The sequence below is a fragment of the Microcoleus sp. Pol1C5 genome, from assembly GCF_036701115.1.
In the GTDB taxonomy this organism is placed as follows: domain Bacteria; phylum Cyanobacteriota; class Cyanobacteriia; order Cyanobacteriales; family Microcoleaceae; genus Microcoleus.
The window spans coordinates 43,787-59,414 of the sequence record NZ_JAUBQE010000035.1 but is presented as its reverse complement, the minus strand read 5'-3'; the positions used below and the strand labels follow the sequence as shown (position 1 = coordinate 59,414).

The 15,628-nt window shown below is 45.9% G+C and carries 9 protein-coding genes; 7 read left to right on the top strand and 2 right to left on the bottom strand.

The features are described 5' to 3' along the window. Positions 1-271 precede the first annotated feature (271 nt). From QUA23_RS19550 to QUA23_RS19530, 5 genes are all read left to right on the top strand, one after another. On the top strand, positions 272-850 hold the full coding sequence (locus tag QUA23_RS19550) for a hypothetical protein (protein WP_333073808.1): 579 nt from the start codon (positions 272-274) through the stop codon (positions 848-850). A gap of 352 nt (positions 851-1,202) precedes the next feature. Next, positions 1,203-2,240, top strand: a complete 1,038-nt coding sequence (locus tag QUA23_RS19545) for a M28 family peptidase (protein WP_333073807.1) — start codon at positions 1,203-1,205, stop codon at positions 2,238-2,240. A 199-nt stretch (positions 2,241-2,439) separates the two neighbouring features. Next, a complete protein-coding gene (locus QUA23_RS19540) occupies positions 2,440-4,179 on the top strand; it encodes an ABC-ATPase domain-containing protein (RefSeq protein ID WP_333073805.1) in 1,740 nt (579 codons plus the stop codon). A gap of 77 nt (positions 4,180-4,256) precedes the next feature. Then, a complete protein-coding gene (locus QUA23_RS19535; protein ID WP_333073804.1) occupies positions 4,257-6,617 on the top strand; it encodes an FHA domain-containing protein in 2,361 nt (786 codons plus the stop codon). Continuing rightward, entirely contained in the window at positions 6,614-7,063 is a 450-nt protein-coding gene (locus tag QUA23_RS19530) for an EVE domain-containing protein (RefSeq protein WP_333073803.1), read from the top strand. The genes QUA23_RS19535 and QUA23_RS19530 overlap by 4 nt, the downstream gene beginning before the upstream one ends. 83 nt (positions 7,064-7,146) lie before the next feature. Here QUA23_RS19530 and QUA23_RS19525 read toward each other — a convergent pair whose 3' ends face one another. Continuing rightward, complete coding sequence (locus tag QUA23_RS19525; RefSeq protein WP_333073802.1) at positions 7,147-8,187, bottom strand: glucokinase; 1,041 nt, start codon at positions 8,185-8,187, stop codon at positions 7,147-7,149. Between the two features lie 35 nt (positions 8,188-8,222). Next, on the bottom strand, positions 8,223-10,283 hold the full coding sequence (locus tag QUA23_RS19520; RefSeq protein WP_333073800.1) for an amylo-alpha-1,6-glucosidase: 2,061 nt from the start codon (positions 10,281-10,283) through the stop codon (positions 8,223-8,225). A 317-nt stretch (positions 10,284-10,600) separates the two neighbouring features. Between QUA23_RS19520 and treZ the strand changes: the two genes are divergently transcribed. Together treZ and treY are read left to right on the top strand one after the other, a co-directional pair. Beyond that, positions 10,601-12,430 (top strand): malto-oligosyltrehalose trehalohydrolase, encoded by a 1,830-nt coding sequence (treZ, locus tag QUA23_RS19515; RefSeq protein WP_333073798.1) that lies wholly within the window; start codon positions 10,601-10,603, stop codon positions 12,428-12,430. A 228-nt stretch (positions 12,431-12,658) separates the two neighbouring features. Continuing rightward, positions 12,659-15,454, top strand: a complete 2,796-nt coding sequence (gene treY / locus QUA23_RS19510; protein ID WP_333073797.1) for a malto-oligosyltrehalose synthase — start codon at positions 12,659-12,661, stop codon at positions 15,452-15,454. Positions 15,455-15,628: the final 174 nt, after the last annotated feature.

The following is a 15,628-nucleotide window of genomic DNA, read 5'->3' as shown; positions in this document are numbered from 1 at the left end:
CTCTACCAGAGGAAAACCCAGCCATCCGGAATTTATGTGGATTTGTAAATTAAATTTTACAAAAAAAATAATTTAGCTTTATAACTAATTACAATTTTAATCTTAATCTCAAATATGTCATCAGCCATTGTGCCACAAATTATCCGCCATTCTGCCTAGACACCGGGGGGGAGCGCTAAAATTAGATAATTCCCGCAAGGAGGCGACCGGGACTTGTTAGAAAAATAAACAATTAGCTTAAAATCGATGCAGAGGTCCACTAATTGAACCCATGAGTCAGACCATCCCAGAACTCCAAAAAGAAGTCCGCGCGCTGCAAGCAGAAGTTGCCACCCTGCAAGAGGCGCGGGAAAAACTTGCCGTACAGCGCTCAGAGTGCCGAGTGGCAGTCAGTTTTCCCAAAAATAATACTCCTGAAGCCATTGCCGAGTTCCACAAGCAAACTGCTGCTTTTGGGGAGCAGTGGTTACAGCAAATCCAGGAAATTGACCGAGAGACTAAAAATATAGAAAAGCAACTGCAACAAAAACAGGCTTTACTCAATTACAAGCAAGGTGAACTAGAAAAATTGCTTGCCGGACAGCACTGGCAAGAAGTGGAAAACCACGTTCAAACCGGGGAAAAACGCTTGCAAGCACAAGCTCGTAGAATCAATCAAGCAGCAGCGCAGCTAGAGGCAGAAATCCAAACTTTGAAAGCACTGTACGACCAACTCAACCCGAGTTATTCCGAGTGGTTTCAACAACCAACTCAAATAGTTGAATTTTCTGCAAAAACTATTCCTTATGCTTTTCCCAGCAGCAGTGGCTTAATCTTGGATAATAAGGAGATTGAGTGGGAAAAAAAGTAGTTTTTGCTTGTAAATTTTAAAGGTAAATTAGTGAGTTGAATGTCGCCGTCGAACGCTCCAATAAGCAAGACAGCTTCGACGGCAACATCCCAAGACTTTTACCTGCTTGTTTAAATCAAAAATACAAAACTGCCTCTGGCACAGCTAATTTTAATATTTTTGAGTTTCATTTTTTGAAACAGGTTTATTTGTAGCTCTGGTGTCAACCTAAAATCTAAAATATAACAGTTCTGGACGCATCAACCGGGTTTGACGAAAAGACTTTGTTGCAGCCCTCGCTTCTGCTAAAACACCCGGTTGATGAGAGCAAGGAGTGCGTAAGCTCTGTCTAAAATCTCACATAGACTTACTGATGAAACAATTGATTTGGATAGCGCTATTTATTTTAGTTGCGGTGGTGGCTGTGGGTTGGCGTTCTGACTCGTGGCAGCGGTTGTCGGCTGTATCCGAAGTTGGGATCGATCGCAATATCCACACTTCCCAAAACCCGTCTCCTTTACCGCTTCCTGCTGAAAAAAATACTTTTTTTCAGCAGGAAATTGACCCGTCCAGGCTGTGGAAACACGTCGAGACTTTAGCAGGAGAACGCGATGGAGAACGATCTCGCTCTTTTACTAGAGACTACATTTCCCAGCAATTGCAAACATTAGGATTTTCCGCAGATTTGCAGCGGTTCGATCGCGGAATCAACGTCTTCGCTGAGAGAAAAGGCACTAACTCAAACGCCGGTGCAATTTTAGTCGCAGCACACTACGATACTGTACCAAACTCCCCAGGCGCTGACGACAATGCGACGGGAGTTGCAGTAGTTTTAGAAGTAGCAAGATTGCTGGGTTCTCGTCCCACGCCTCGGACATTGCAAGTAGCTTTTTTCGACAGGGAAGAACTCGGACTTTTAGGCAGTTTAGCATTCACTGGTAGCGACGCGCGGTTAAAAAATTTGCAGGGTGCGATCGTCCTAGATATGGTAGGTTATGCCTGCCGCACGCCTGGATGCCAGCAATATCCCGAAGGATTGACAGCGCAACCTTTTCTAGAAGCATCGGGGGTAAAATCTCCTGACAAAGGCGAGTTTATCGCTGTGATTGGGGATGCGGAACATCCGCTGCTATTGAAAAGTTTTGCGGAGTCGGGAAAAGCCGATTTGCCGCCTGTGGTGGCACTGCCGGTTCCCCTAAAAGGGTTGCTGACTCCCGATGTTTTGCGGAGCGACCACGCGCCTTTCTGGTATAAAGGCATTGGTGCTGTCTTAGTGACGGATACTGCAAATTTGCGATCGCCGCACTATCATCAATCTAGCGATACATTAGCAACTATCGATCGACCTTTTTTCGCCGGTTCTGCTCAAATTGTTGTTAATGCCGTGGCTAAATTATTGGAAATTCGGTAATTAGTAATTGGTAATTGGTAATCGGTAATCTACTCGTTACCAGGCTCGACCTGGTAACGCATATCCGGAGGCAGAGCCTCCAATTTCCCCACGCCAAGCAAGCGAGGCAGAGCCTCTAGAAATCGGTTCCTAGGCTCTGCCTAGGAACTAGGTAAAAATAACTAATAACTAATAACTAATAACCAATAATTAATAACAAATGACTAACAAAGAAAGCCTGCAATGGCATTTACTGCAACTAGACAATCGAGGCTACAAAGCCTACAAAGAAATTCAAGGTAACTACGACTTTTCTGAATTCACATTAATTATTGATTACGTGCAGGGAGATCCGTTTGCTTCTCCCAGTAAATTTAGAGTCAGAGTTCCCTCCAACATTGCTCAAATTCCCCGCGAACTTTTCAACTCTCGCAGTCGAGAAATAGCCTTGCGAGATTACCTAACTCGCCAGTTTGACACAGCAGCAAACAGCATCAGCAGCAAACGCGGCACTGGGAAAAGCGGTATGATTGCAGTGACTGGCTTCGGACAAGAAGTTTTAGAGCGAACTTCCGCATTTATCATTTCCTCAAATACATCCGATATCGAAGATTTAGGAGGAGTTGAACTGCGATTTGCCGTCGGACTTCCAGCGGGCGGACGCAGTATCTTAGGGCGACAAGCTGCTGAAATGCTGTGCGAAGATATTCCGCAAATTGTCAGTCAATCCCTGAAATATGCTAACTTAAATGCTGCTGAATCTCGCCGTCACGTTGAAACTGTAGAAGATGCTGACTGGCTGCGGCAGCAGTTAGCTGAAAAAGGATTAGTTGCGTTTGTGGCTAACGGTTCTATTTTGCCGCGCCGCACGGGTGTTGACGATCGCCCTTTGTTAAATAATGCTGTGGCTTTTCAGTCGCCGCCGTCGTTAATAGTTGAGTTTAATTGTCCGAATCGCGGTTTGATTTCCGGTATGGGTATTCCCGCTGGGATTACTTTGATTGTTGGCGGTGGCTATCACGGCAAATCAACTTTACTTAGGGCGATCGAGTTGGGAGTTTACAATCGAATTCCGGGAGATGGCCGGGAATTTATGGTGGCTAACCCTGCGGCGGTTAAAATTAGAGCGGAAGATGGCAGAAGTGTGGCGGGAGTTGATATTTCACCTTTTATTAACCACTTGCCACAAGGTAGAGATACTGTACAATTTTATACGGAAAATGCGAGTGGCAGTACGTCGCAAGCTGCTAATATTATTGAGGCTTTGGAAGTGGGGAGAATGCCTGTTTTATTGGTGGATGAGGATACGGCGGCGACGAATTTTATGATTCGCGATCGCCGAATGCAGGAACTGATCGCTAAGGATAAGGAACCGATTACGCCGTTTATTGATAAAGTTAAACAATTGTATGCAGATTGCGGCGTATCGACTATTATAGTCATGGGTGGAAGTGGCGATTATTTTGATGTTGCGGATACTGTGATTTCAATGGATAACTTTCACGCATATAATGTGACGAAAAAAGCTAAAGAAATTGCTAAAAAATACTCGATGAGCCGTGTTGCAGAAGGGGGAGAAAATTTTGGTGAGATTACTCAAAGAGTGCCAGTTCCTGCTAGTTTAGATCCGAGTCGGGGGCGGCGAGATGTGCGGGTGAAGGTGCGAGATGTTGATGAATTGGCTTTTGGAACTGAGGATATTGATTTGGGTGCTGTTGAGCAAATTGTGGACAGCGGACAGTTAAGGGCGATCGCTGCGGCAATGGTTTATGCTAAGCAGCAATACATGGACGGAAAACGCACTTTGTCGGAAATCATAGATTTGGTGATGGCGGATATTGAGGCGCAGGGGATGGATATTTTATCGCCTTTTCCTGAAGGGGATTTTGCCATGTTTCGACGGTTTGAATTAGCGGCGGCAATTAATCGGCTTCGCAGTTTGTCGGTTGTTGCCAAATAGGCTTGCTTAATATAAGCGTATTGTTGTCCTACTTTTGATATGCTGACCAAAGTGAGTGCAAAAACTGCGATTGAAGTATGACAGGCAATATAGGACAACTGACTGCTTTAAGTGATCGACCTTATATAGTATTAAGCAATCAAGGGGAGGTTTTACAGTTAGAGTTAAAACAGCAGCAGCACGTATTGGGGCGCGATCGCACTCGTGCTGATTTAGTCATTCCCGACGCTTGGCGGGCAGTTTCCGGCGTTCACGCTGTTTTGCGCCAAATTGGGGATAATTACTGGATTTACGACGGTGACGGGCAGCGGCCGAGCACTAATGGCTTATTTGTCGATCGCACTCGCATCACTCCCAATGACGGTTATTGTCTGAAAAACGGCACAGAAATTAAAATCGGTCTCGATCCTCAAAATCAAGTTTTGCTGAGTTATTTTAATCCGCTGGCGAATCAGGTTGCTGTTCCTAGCAAGCAGTCAATTCTTCTTAAGAATCGGTCGGTTTTGTTGGGCCGCGATCCAAACGCTTCGCTGCAATTAGATGCGCCGCTTGTTTCTAGACGCCACGCCACAATCGACCAAGACAGCCGCGGTAATTATATTTTGCGAGACCACAGCGTTAACGGGGTTTTTGTTAACGGTCAGCGAGTGACAAATTCTGTACAGTTGTCCGAGGGAGATGCAATTCGGATCGGCCCGTTTACTCTAACTTACCGCAGCGGTGAGTTGCAGATGCAAGACTCGGGCCATCAAATTCGTTTGGATGCTGACAGTCTGGTGATTCCCAAGCGTTTGGATAACATCACTTTGGCGATCGAACCGGGGCAGTTTGTGGCTTTAGTCGGCGGTAGTGGCGCTGGTAAATCTACTTTAATGCGGACGCTTTTAGGCATTGAAAAAACTACTAACGGCGCTGTGTTTCTCAATGGCGACAACCTGCGCCAAAACTTCAATATTTACCGCAATCAAATTGGTTACGTGCCTCAAGATGACATTGTACACGCAGATTTGACAGTAGAAGAAGTTTTGAGTTATGCAGCTAAATTGCGCTTACCTCCTGATACAGATGTCAAGCAGGTAGTCGCAAAAACTTTAGAAGATATTGAAATGACTCACCGCCACAAGGCTTTAGTAAAACAGCTTAGCGGCGGACAGCGGAAACGGGTCAGTATCGGAGTTGAACTGTTAGCAGATCCGAAACTTTTCTTTTTAGACGAACCGACTTCAGGACTCGATCCGGGTTTGGATAAGAAGATGATGCAACTGCTGCGAAAGTTGGCAAATCAAGGCCGGACGGTGATTCTGGTGACTCACGCGACGGCAAATATCACGATGTGCGATCGTATTGTTTTTATGGGTCGCGGCGGACGCCTTTGTTACTTCGGCCCGCCTAGGGAAGCGCTCGATTTTTTTGATGTCAAAACGGGCGACTTTGCTGACATTTACAACGAATTAGAAACAGGAGAAACCAACGTTCTAAGCTGGGCAGAAAAGTTTAATAAATCTCCCTACTATCAGCGCTATATTGTCAACCACTTCAGCAGAGGCAACGCTAATGCAAAAATACCTTCTGCACCTTCTGTACCAAAATCTAAATCTTTTGTAAAACAACTCGTTTTGCTTGCCCAGCGCTATTTTCAACTCGTTTCCCGTGACTTAGTTAACTTAAGCTTAGCTCTTTTGACAGCACCGATCGGCATTAGTTTGCTGCGGCTAGCCGTCAGAGATAAAGACCCATTAATTGGCGCACCGGAGGCAACTTTAGCACCTTTAGCGCTCAGAGTTTTATTTGTATTTACCTGCGCGGCTATTTGGGTAGGACTGGCAACTTCTCTGCAAGAAATTGTCAAAGAATCTGCTATTTATCTGCGAGAACGTTTGGTCAATTTAGGATTGTTTGCTTATTTAGGTTCAAAAATTTTTATACTTTCTGCTTTGGCAGTATTGCAAACACTGTTAATGGTAGGAGTTATTCTGATTGCTTTTAAATCCCCCGAACCGAGTTTGATTTCCTGGGCGATGGGGGCAACTATTACCACCTTTTTAACTTTAATGAGCTGCATAAGTCTCGGATTAGTCGTTTCCGCGATTGTTAAAAATAGCTCTCAAGCTAATAGCGCTTTGCCTCTATTATTGCTACCTCAGATTATTTTTTCTGGAGTTTTGTTTAAGATGGAAGGTGCGGCGAGCAAGTTTTCTTGGCTGATGTTAAGCCGCTGGTCTGTGGGTGCTTACGGCTCTTTAGTTAATGTGAATGGGATGGTTCCCGCGCCTACTACATTACCGGACGGGAGTACGCTTCCTCAGCCGTTTGAGCCTACTCCGGTTTACGATCCAACATGGCAAAATTTGGGTTTGAACTGGGGTATTTTGTGCGTGCATATTTTTGTTTATTTGATGTTGACTCTGTGGTTGCAGAAGCGGAAAGATATTCTATGAATTATTGGCTGATGAAGTCGGAACCGGATGTTTACAGTATTGCGGACTTGAAGGGCGATCGCACTTGTACTTGGGACGGCGTTCGCAACTATCAAGCTCGCAATTTTCTGCGAGAAATGAGTCGGGGAGATTTAGTATTTTTTTACCATTCTAATACTAAAATACCGGGAATTGTCGGGGTGGTGCGCGTCGTTGAGACTGGGATTGCTGACCCGAGTCAGTTCGATATAAATAGCGAATATTATGATGCTAAATCGCAGCTTAATGCTCCTCGCTGGCAAACTGTGAAAGTGGAGTTTGTTGAGGAGTTTGCTAAATTAATATCTTTGGATGAACTTAAACAAAAGTTTAGTGCGGATGAGATTTGGGTGGTAAGGAAAGGTAATCGGTTATCGGTAATGCCTGTATCTGAAGGTGCTGCTGAGAAGATTTTGAAGATGACATAACTATAGCTAAGTAGGGTGCGTCAGCAGAGCATTATTTTTCAAAAATTTATAAGTTTAAAGCTGACGCACCATACAATTATTAACTAAAGACCGGCCGCACAAACTGCCGCTCCAATTAACCCTACATTATCATTCAAAACCAATCTCACCGGCATCATTTCTAACAGCGAATCCATTCGGCCTTTGTGTGTAAAAGCTCGCATAAAACCCCCTTCTAGAATCAGCGGCAAAATCTTAGCAGCGATGCCGCCAGCTATGTACAAACCGCCGTAAGGTAAAAGTGACACAGCCATATTGCCCGCTACAGCACCGTAAGCTTCTACAAACATTTGCATTGTTTGTTCGGAAAGCCGATCGCACTTTTTGAGTGCCGCCTGTGCAATTGTCGCCCCCGGATCGACACTCTTCTCGCTTTTACCGATTTCTGACTCCCATTTTTTGATAATGTCCCCTACCTCCGGCGATTCAGGAGCAAACTTTCTGTCCCGCAAAAACTGGTAAATTGAAACAATCCCTTGTCCCGAAACTACACGCTCGATCGATATTCTTTGAATGTCGTGTTTTGCTAACAAATATTTCAGCAATTGAAACTCCAACTCCGAACGAGGAGCAAAGTCACCGTGTCCCCCTTCTGAAGAAAAAACCCTGATGCCATTTGCTTCGGGAATTCCAAAACAATTTCCCAAACCAGTACCCGCACCAATCACAGCAATTGGATCGTGTTCGCGGGGTTTTCCTACTTGCAAAATGTGCAAATCTCGATCGTCCAAACCCCAAACGCCGTAGCCAACCGCAACAAAATCATTAATTAAACTGACGCGGGATATTCCTAATTCTTGTTCCAGACGCTTTGCTTCCAGCATCCAAGGCAAATTAGTCAGTTTTGCAGTGTTGTTGACTACCGGCCCTGCGATCGCAAAACAAGCTTTTTCAGGTTGTGGTACAAAATTTAACTTAATAGCAGCTTCCGTCAAAAACTGCCGCACCATCGGTACTAAATCAGGGAACTCTCCGCTCGGATAGCGGAACTCATAAAGAGCGTTCATTTCACCGTTAACAGTCCTTTCCACCAAGCGCAAAATCGTCTTTGTTCCGCCAATATCGCCAGCTAATAATAATGTCATAAACCTCCTATTCAACCCAACATAACATTCCCCATTTAAACACCCACAGTATTAATTGCCAACCAAGCCCGCAGCACCTCAGCCACAGTCCAAGCTTGAGCCGTGCAGCCTCGCGGCGAGTGGGGGGCGTCGCCCTCAAAAATTTCGCCCAGACTGCCAACTCCGCCGCCCCTTATATGATGTGCCATCGGTTCGAGGAATTCGCTCGCTTGTGCTGGATCTTTGTATACGTGCAAGTGCGCCAAGACAAACGGGCCAATCAGCCAGCCCCAAGCTGTACCCTGGTGGTAGGCACTGTCGCGCTGCAATTGGTCGCCTCCGTATGCGCCGCGATACTGCGGGTGCTGCGGCGAGAGGCTGCGGAGGCCGTGAGAAGTTAGAAGCTGTTGAGCGCAGCCGTCCACCACGCCGCGACGCTGGATGGGCGTCAGTAACGGTGTATAGCGGGTTTCCTGGCGCATCCCCGCTGACAAGGAGTTGGCGGAGTGAGGAGGAATCGAGTTTAGGGGCAAGGAAACGGCGAATATTTGGTTGGGCCGCAGCGAACTATCGTCTCCGTCGGGGCCGTCCAGAACGTCGTAACAGTAACCGATTGAGGCGTTCCAGAAGCGAGGGAATCCGGCCGCCGTTCGATCGCCCAATTGCTGGTATTCATTGTGAGGCTTGCCCAGTTTTCGAGCAAAACTTGCCATAGCTTGTATAGCATTGTACCAAAGCGCGCTGAGTTCGATCGGCTTACCAATCCGAGGCGTCACCACCCAATCGCCGATTTTCGCATCCATCCAAGTCAGTTGCACGCCGGTTTCGCCCGCGTAGACTAAACCGTCATCGGGATCGACGCGGATGTTATACCGAGTACCCTGCAAGTGCCAGTCAACAATCTCACATAACACAGGCCAGAGTTCGGTCAAAAGTTCGTCGTCGCCCGTGGCCTCGATATAAGCGCGGATTGCCTCAAAGTACCACAGCGTGGCGTCTGCGGTGTTGTATTCCGGTTCGCCGCCCGCATCCGGGAAGCGGTTCGGCAGCATTCCCCGATCGACATACCGCGCGAATGTCCGCAAAATCGATCGCGCAATTTCCCATCGCCCGGTACAGATTGTGAGACCTGGCAGGGCGATCGTCGTATCGCGCCCCCAGTCGCTGAACCAGGGATATCCGGCGATAATCGTTTTGCCTTCGGGTTCCTCCGGTAGCGGGCGGCTGACGATAAATTGGTCGGCGGCAAGCACTAAGGTATTGATCCAGTCGGGAGATTCGCTCACTTTTGACCAGTTTTGCTGCAGTTCTCCCTCATAAGTGCGGCGCACTTCTAAAGCTTTACCGCCGTTGAGTTCGGGATTTTTCTCGGTGCTGGCTATCAATGTGAGAGAACTTCCCGGTGCGATCGTCATGTGAAAAGTCGCCGCGTGCAAGTGATCCTCGCAGCAATCCAATCCGCGGCGCTTTTCGGCTGCTAAGTCCAATCCGTAATGCCAATTGTATAAAGCCGCAGAAACTCGAAATTTTGCCTCGGCTTCGGCATCCGTCAGCAGGTACAGGGGTGCAGCCTTGGGAAATGCAGTCACGCAAACCCCGCGTTCCAAGGTTTCTAGGCTCATCTGCCAGTCGTCGGCGCGAGTTGTGTGGTGGTAGTCGCGGTAGTTGACTAGGGCTTTGACAGCGAGGGCGATCGGTTGTGAGGCGCGGTGCAAGCGGTATTGAATATATGTTGTGTTAGCACCTTGCTGCATCCAAATCCGCTTTTCCAGGATAGCGTCGGCGAGAGCAAACCTCCAAACAGGCGTCGTGCCTTCTAGGTGAAAGCTTTCGATGTAGTTGTAGCCGTGGGGTTCCATCGTCGCGTCGGCCCAGCGGTTTGTATAAAGCGGATAGGCGCGATCGTGATACACAGCCGTCTCGTCCAGCTTGGCGAGCATCAAAGTGCGTCCCAGCGGAGGTTTGAGGGCGGCTACCAGCAAGCCGTGATAGCGGCGGGTGAGGAGATTTGCGATCGTCCCGCTAGCGTAACCGCCGATCCCGTTTGTGACCAACCACTCCCGAGACTCCGCCGAGTCGAGATTGCAGCAGATTTCCCGTCCAAAAGCCATAACCATAAAGTCCACACTCGCGCTGATTTTTGACCTACCTTTAGGTAGATTTTCGACATGATATCAACCAGAAATATTAACGCTTCCAGACCGTTAATTTGGCGATCGCCCCCGTGCCGATTCCTGCTCTAATTTAGACACAACCAACCGCTAATTTTGCCCTTTACACAACTTTTGCTTTTGATGCCTCTGTCTAAAGTTAGTTGTTTGTTATATTAAGTAATATTACCGTCTAAACAGGCGCTGAACGTTAAGGGCAAAGCATTTGATGGCGCGTCGGGCGATCGAACTACCAACCTATTTTATAAGGAGAACAGCTCAAAGTGAAGATAGGAGCAAATTACCTCGGCAATAACCAATGTGAATTTACCGTTTGGGCGCCCACCGTCAAACAAATCGCAGTCCAAATTGTTTCCTCAAAAAAACGCCTGATACCCCTGCAACAATCAGCAGACGGTTATTGGCAAACCACAGCTACAGACATCGAACCAGGAACCCTTTACACCTACCAAATCGAAGGAAAAACCGACCGACCAGACCCAGCCTCAAAATATCAACCCCAAGGCGTACACGCCCCGTCACAAGTAATAGATGAAAATATTTTTACTTGGACTGACACAAAATGGCAAGGCGTGCCGCTAGCCGAAATGATTATTTACGAACTGCACGTCGGCACGTTCACCCAAGCCGGAACCTTTGAAGCAGTAATTCCCCACCTAAAACAACTTAAAGAATTGGGAATCAACGCTATCGAAATAATGCCAGTAGCTCAATTCCCTGGCGAGCGAAACTGGGGATATGACGGCGTATATCCCTACGCCGTTCAAAACTCCTACGGCGGCCCCGAAGGCTTCAAAACACTCGTCAACGCCTGCCACCAACACGACATTTCAGTAATTCTCGATGTAGTTTACAACCACCTCGGCCCCGAAGGAAATTATCTCAGGGATTTCGGCCCCTACTTTACATCAAAATACGGCTCGATTTGGGGAGATCCCCTCAACTTCGACGATGCCTACAGCGACGGCGTGCGTAACTACTTTATTGAAAACGCCCTCTACTGGTTTCGAGACTATCACATCGATGCCCTAAGATTAGATGCAATTCAAGCAATATTTGAAGTTGGTGCAAGACCTTTTTTACAAGAACTATCCGATGCCACAGCCGAGATTTCCCAAGAACTTGGACGGCAACTTTACTTAATAGCCGAAAGTGACTTAAATGATGTTCGCACTATACGTCCTAAAGAACTGGGTGGCTTCGGATTAGACGCCCAATGGTGCGATGATTTCCACCACGCACTGCACGCCTTGCTCACCGGAGAAAACGACCGATACTACCAAGATTTCGGCAAGTGCGAACACTTAGAAAAAGCCTTCAAAGAAAGCTTTGTTTACTCCGGCCAGTACGCCCCCCACAGAAAGCGGAAACACGGCAATTCTGTTAAGGATGAACCGGGTCATAAATTTCTGGTGTTTGCCCAAACCCACGACCAAATTGGCAACCGCATTTTGGGAGACCGACTATCCAAAATAGTTGACTTTGAAGGATTGAAACTTGCAGCCGGCACCGTCTTAATTTCTCCGTACATTCCCTTCTTTTTTATGGGAGAAGAATATGGAGAAGAAGCACCGTTTTTTTACTTCATTTCCCACTCGGACGAAAACTTAATTGAAGCTGTCCGCAAAGACAAACAACAAGAATTTAAAATCTTTGAAGGCCGAGGCGAGTTTAACGACCCCCAGAGTCCTGAGACTTTCGATAAGTGTAAGTTAAACTGGGAAAAACAAACCGAAGGGAAACACAAAATCCTTTGGGAATGGCATCAACATCTGATTCAAATGCGGCGGACAATACCGGCCCTTAAAAAACTCGACAAAAACAGTCTAGAAGTGTCCAGCATTGAAGCGGAAAAAATCTTATTTCTACGTCGCTGGACAGATGACAGCCAGATATTCTGCATTCTAAACTTCAACAGGCAAGAGGTAGCTTTTACGGCTTCACTTCCCCAAGGCAACTGGAACAAAATTTTAGACTCTGCTGATGAAAAATGGATGGGTTCAGGTTCTAGCTTGCCTGAAAAGATAACTTCACAGCAAAAATTGACTGTTAAACCCCAGAGTTTCGCACTTTACGAAATAATACAGAAATAGTAGGTTGAGCGGAGCGAAGCGTAGGGTTCGCTCTCGCTCAACCCAACAACTGATTTTAGATTGGCGATTTGAGATTTTAGATGGGAGCAAAAATCTCAAATCTCACTTAAATCTCAAAGTGAAGGGCTTGGGCGGAGTGAAACGGAGGGTTCGTTCTCCACTCAACCTAACTATTTCTAATTTTAAACAACAAACCCAACCAACTAATTAATTAGGAGTAAAATTAAGGTGAGAATTCCCACAACCACTTATCGGCTTCAATTTCATGCAGGTTTTAACTTTGAATCCGCCAAACAAATCCTTAGCTATCTGGAAGATTTAGGAATTACCGACGTTTACGCTTCACCGATATTTAAAGCAAGAAAAGGCAGCTCTCACGGATACGATGTCGTTGACTCAAATCAGATCAATCCCGAATTGGGAACCTCAGAAAATTTTGAAGCCCTCACCTACGAAATCAAGAAACGGAACATGGGATGGCTGCAAGATATTGTCCCAAACCACATGGCTTACGACACTCAAAACTTGCTACTGTTAGACGTATTGGAACACGGGCCGGATTCCGACTATTTTGATTACTTTGATATTGAATGGAATCATGCTTACGAACATCTCAGAGGTCGAGTTTTGGCTCCGCTGCTGGGCAATTTTTATGGAGAGTGTCTGGAAAATGGCGAGATTCAACTCAAATACAGCGAAATTGGGCTGACCATAAATTATTATAGCTTACAATTGCCAGTAAGAATTGAATCTTATGCTAAATTTATCAGTCATAATTTGGGGCATTTAGCCAGGGAATTAGGCAGACGCCATCCAGATTTTATCAAGTTTTTGGGAATTCTTTATTTGATTAAAAATACACCTTCAGAAACTAAAGGTAAAACCCGATACGATCAGATAGCTTTTGTCAAAGGATTGCTCTGGGAACTCTACAATCAAAATCCCCTTGTACAGGAATTCATTGATGAAAATATCAAAGTTTTTAACGGAGAAAAGGGAAATGCCGAAAGCTTTAATCTGCTAGACGATTTGCTTTCTGAGCAGTTTTACCGTCTGTCTTTCTGGAAAGTCGGGGCAGAAGAAATTAACTACCGAAGGTTTTTTACAGTCAACGAACTTATTTCGGTAAAAGTTGAAGAGATTAAAGTTTTTCACAAAAACCATGCTCTGATATTCGACATGGTTGATGAGGGAAAGTTTACCGGATTGAGAATCGACCACATCGACGGACTGTACGACCCCACAGAATATTTGAAAAGGCTCCGGGAGAAAACCGGAGACACTTACATTACTGTTGAAAAGATTCTGGAACACGAAGAAGATTTGCCGTCATATTGGCCGATTGAGGGAACTAGCGGCTACGACTTTTTGAATTACGTAAACGGCGTTTTTTGTCGGTGCGATCGCGAGCAGCAATTTAGCGAAATATATCATAGATTTACTCGCTTGACCGTTCCCTACGAACAGTTGTTTTTAGATAAAAAAGGGCTGATTGTTGAGAAAAACTTGGCGGGAGATGTAGACAATCTAGCTCAACTTTTGAAGAATATCTCCGGTCAATCGAGACAGGGAAATGACTTTACTCGTCCCGGTTTGGAAAAAGCATTGGCGGCTGTTTTGACGATTTTTCCAGTCTACCGGACTTACATCAATCAAGATGGTTTGAGAGAGTCCGATCGCACTTACGTAAAATATGCGATCGCTCACGCGAAAGAACAAGTACCGCGACTCCTCAAGGAACTTAAATTTATCGAAACGGTGCTGTTGCTGGAAGAAGAAGAAACCCTAACAACCGAACAAAAAGAGCAGCGTCGGCACTTTGTAATGAAACTCCAGCAGTTGACAGGGCCTTTGATGGCCAAAGGCGTTGAAGACACGCTTTTATACGTCTACTATCGACTTTTATCCCTCAACGAAGTGGGAGGAAACCCCAGCCAGTTCGGCGTGTCGTTGGTAGATTTTCACGAGTTCAACAAACAGCAGCAAGTCGCTTGGCCGCACAAAATGAATGCTACAGCTACCCACGATACCAAACGCGGCGAAGATGTGCGAGCTCGAATTAACGTTTTGTCCGAAATTCCCGATGAATGGGAACAGCAAGTCAAGTCTTGGAGAGAGCTAAACTCTTCTAAGAAAGTCAACTTTGTGAATCGAATGGTTCCTGATATTAATGACGAATACTTCTTGTACCAAACTATGCTCGGCACTTTTCCCTTTGAGGGAATTGAAAACACTGATTATGTCGATCGCCTGAAAGATTATGCCATTAAAGCCGTCCGCGAAGCCAAAGTTTATACGGCTTGGCTGAGACCGGATAACGACTATGAAGCTGGTTTTATGACCTTTATCGATAGCGTTCTCGAACCTTCGGAACAAAATCAGTTCCTCAACAAATTTGTACCTTTCTGCAAAAAAGTAGCTAATTACGGAATTTTCAATTCTTTATCTCAAACGCTGCTGAAAATCGCGGCTCCGGGCGTTCCGGACATTTATCAAGGGACGGAATTCTGGGATTTAAGCCACGTCGATCCGGATAACCGCCGTCCCGTTGATTTTGACCGCAGAATCGAGGTTTTGCGGGAAATTAAAGAGCGAGCTCAGACTGATATTTTGCAACTGGTTGAAGATTTGATGGCGACGCGGGAAGACGCTAGAATTAAGTTGTTTTTGACAGCAAGAGCCCTATCGGCGAGAAAAAAATACTTGCAAGTTTTTCAATCAGGCGACTATCTGCCCCTGCAAGCAGTTGGCACATTTAAAGATAATGTTGTTGCCTTTGCCAGAAGCTTTGAAGATACTACAGTTATTGTCATTGCTCCCCGGTTTTTCACGGGAATTGTCAAACCGGAAGAATTGCCGATCGGCAAACAAGTCTGGAAAGATACTAATTTGAAATTATCCGAGCAAATGCCGTCAGTTTGGAAAGATGCAATTACAAATCAGGCGGTAGAAAGTAACGGTACGTTGGCAATTGGTGAAGCTCTGAGTTACTTTCCGGCGGCTCTGCTGATCGGTAAAAAATAGCAATTAAAAGCTGGAAAATTCTTGAGTTTTCCGAGATTCCCAGGAGGGGGACTTGAGGCTCTTCCTCAATAAGATATTCTTTCCCAGGCACAGCTTGGAAGTAAACTGGTAGGGACAGGGCATTGCCGTGTCCCTTTTCATAATTGATATTAAACCTGATTTGAAGTCAAAAAA

Bases quoted from the DNA above. Each gene is read 5' to 3' on its own strand.
- QUA23_RS19550 (WP_333073808.1), top strand. From the start codon at position 272: ATGAGTCAGACCATCCCAGAACTCCAAAAAGAAGTCCGCGCGCTGCAA.
- QUA23_RS19545 (WP_333073807.1), top strand. From the start codon at position 1,203: ATGAAACAATTGATTTGGATAGCGCTATTTATTTTAGTTGCGGTGGTG.
- QUA23_RS19540 (WP_333073805.1), top strand. From the start codon at position 2,440: ATGACTAACAAAGAAAGCCTGCAATGGCATTTACTGCAACTAGACAAT.
- QUA23_RS19535 (WP_333073804.1), top strand. From the start codon at position 4,257: ATGACAGGCAATATAGGACAACTGACTGCTTTAAGTGATCGACCTTAT.
- QUA23_RS19530 (WP_333073803.1), top strand. From the start codon at position 6,614: ATGAATTATTGGCTGATGAAGTCGGAACCGGATGTTTACAGTATTGCG.
- QUA23_RS19525 (WP_333073802.1), bottom strand. From the start codon at position 8,187: ATGACATTATTATTAGCTGGCGATATTGGCGGAACAAAGACGATTTTG.
- QUA23_RS19520 (WP_333073800.1), bottom strand. From the start codon at position 10,283: ATGGTTATGGCTTTTGGACGGGAAATCTGCTGCAATCTCGACTCGGCG.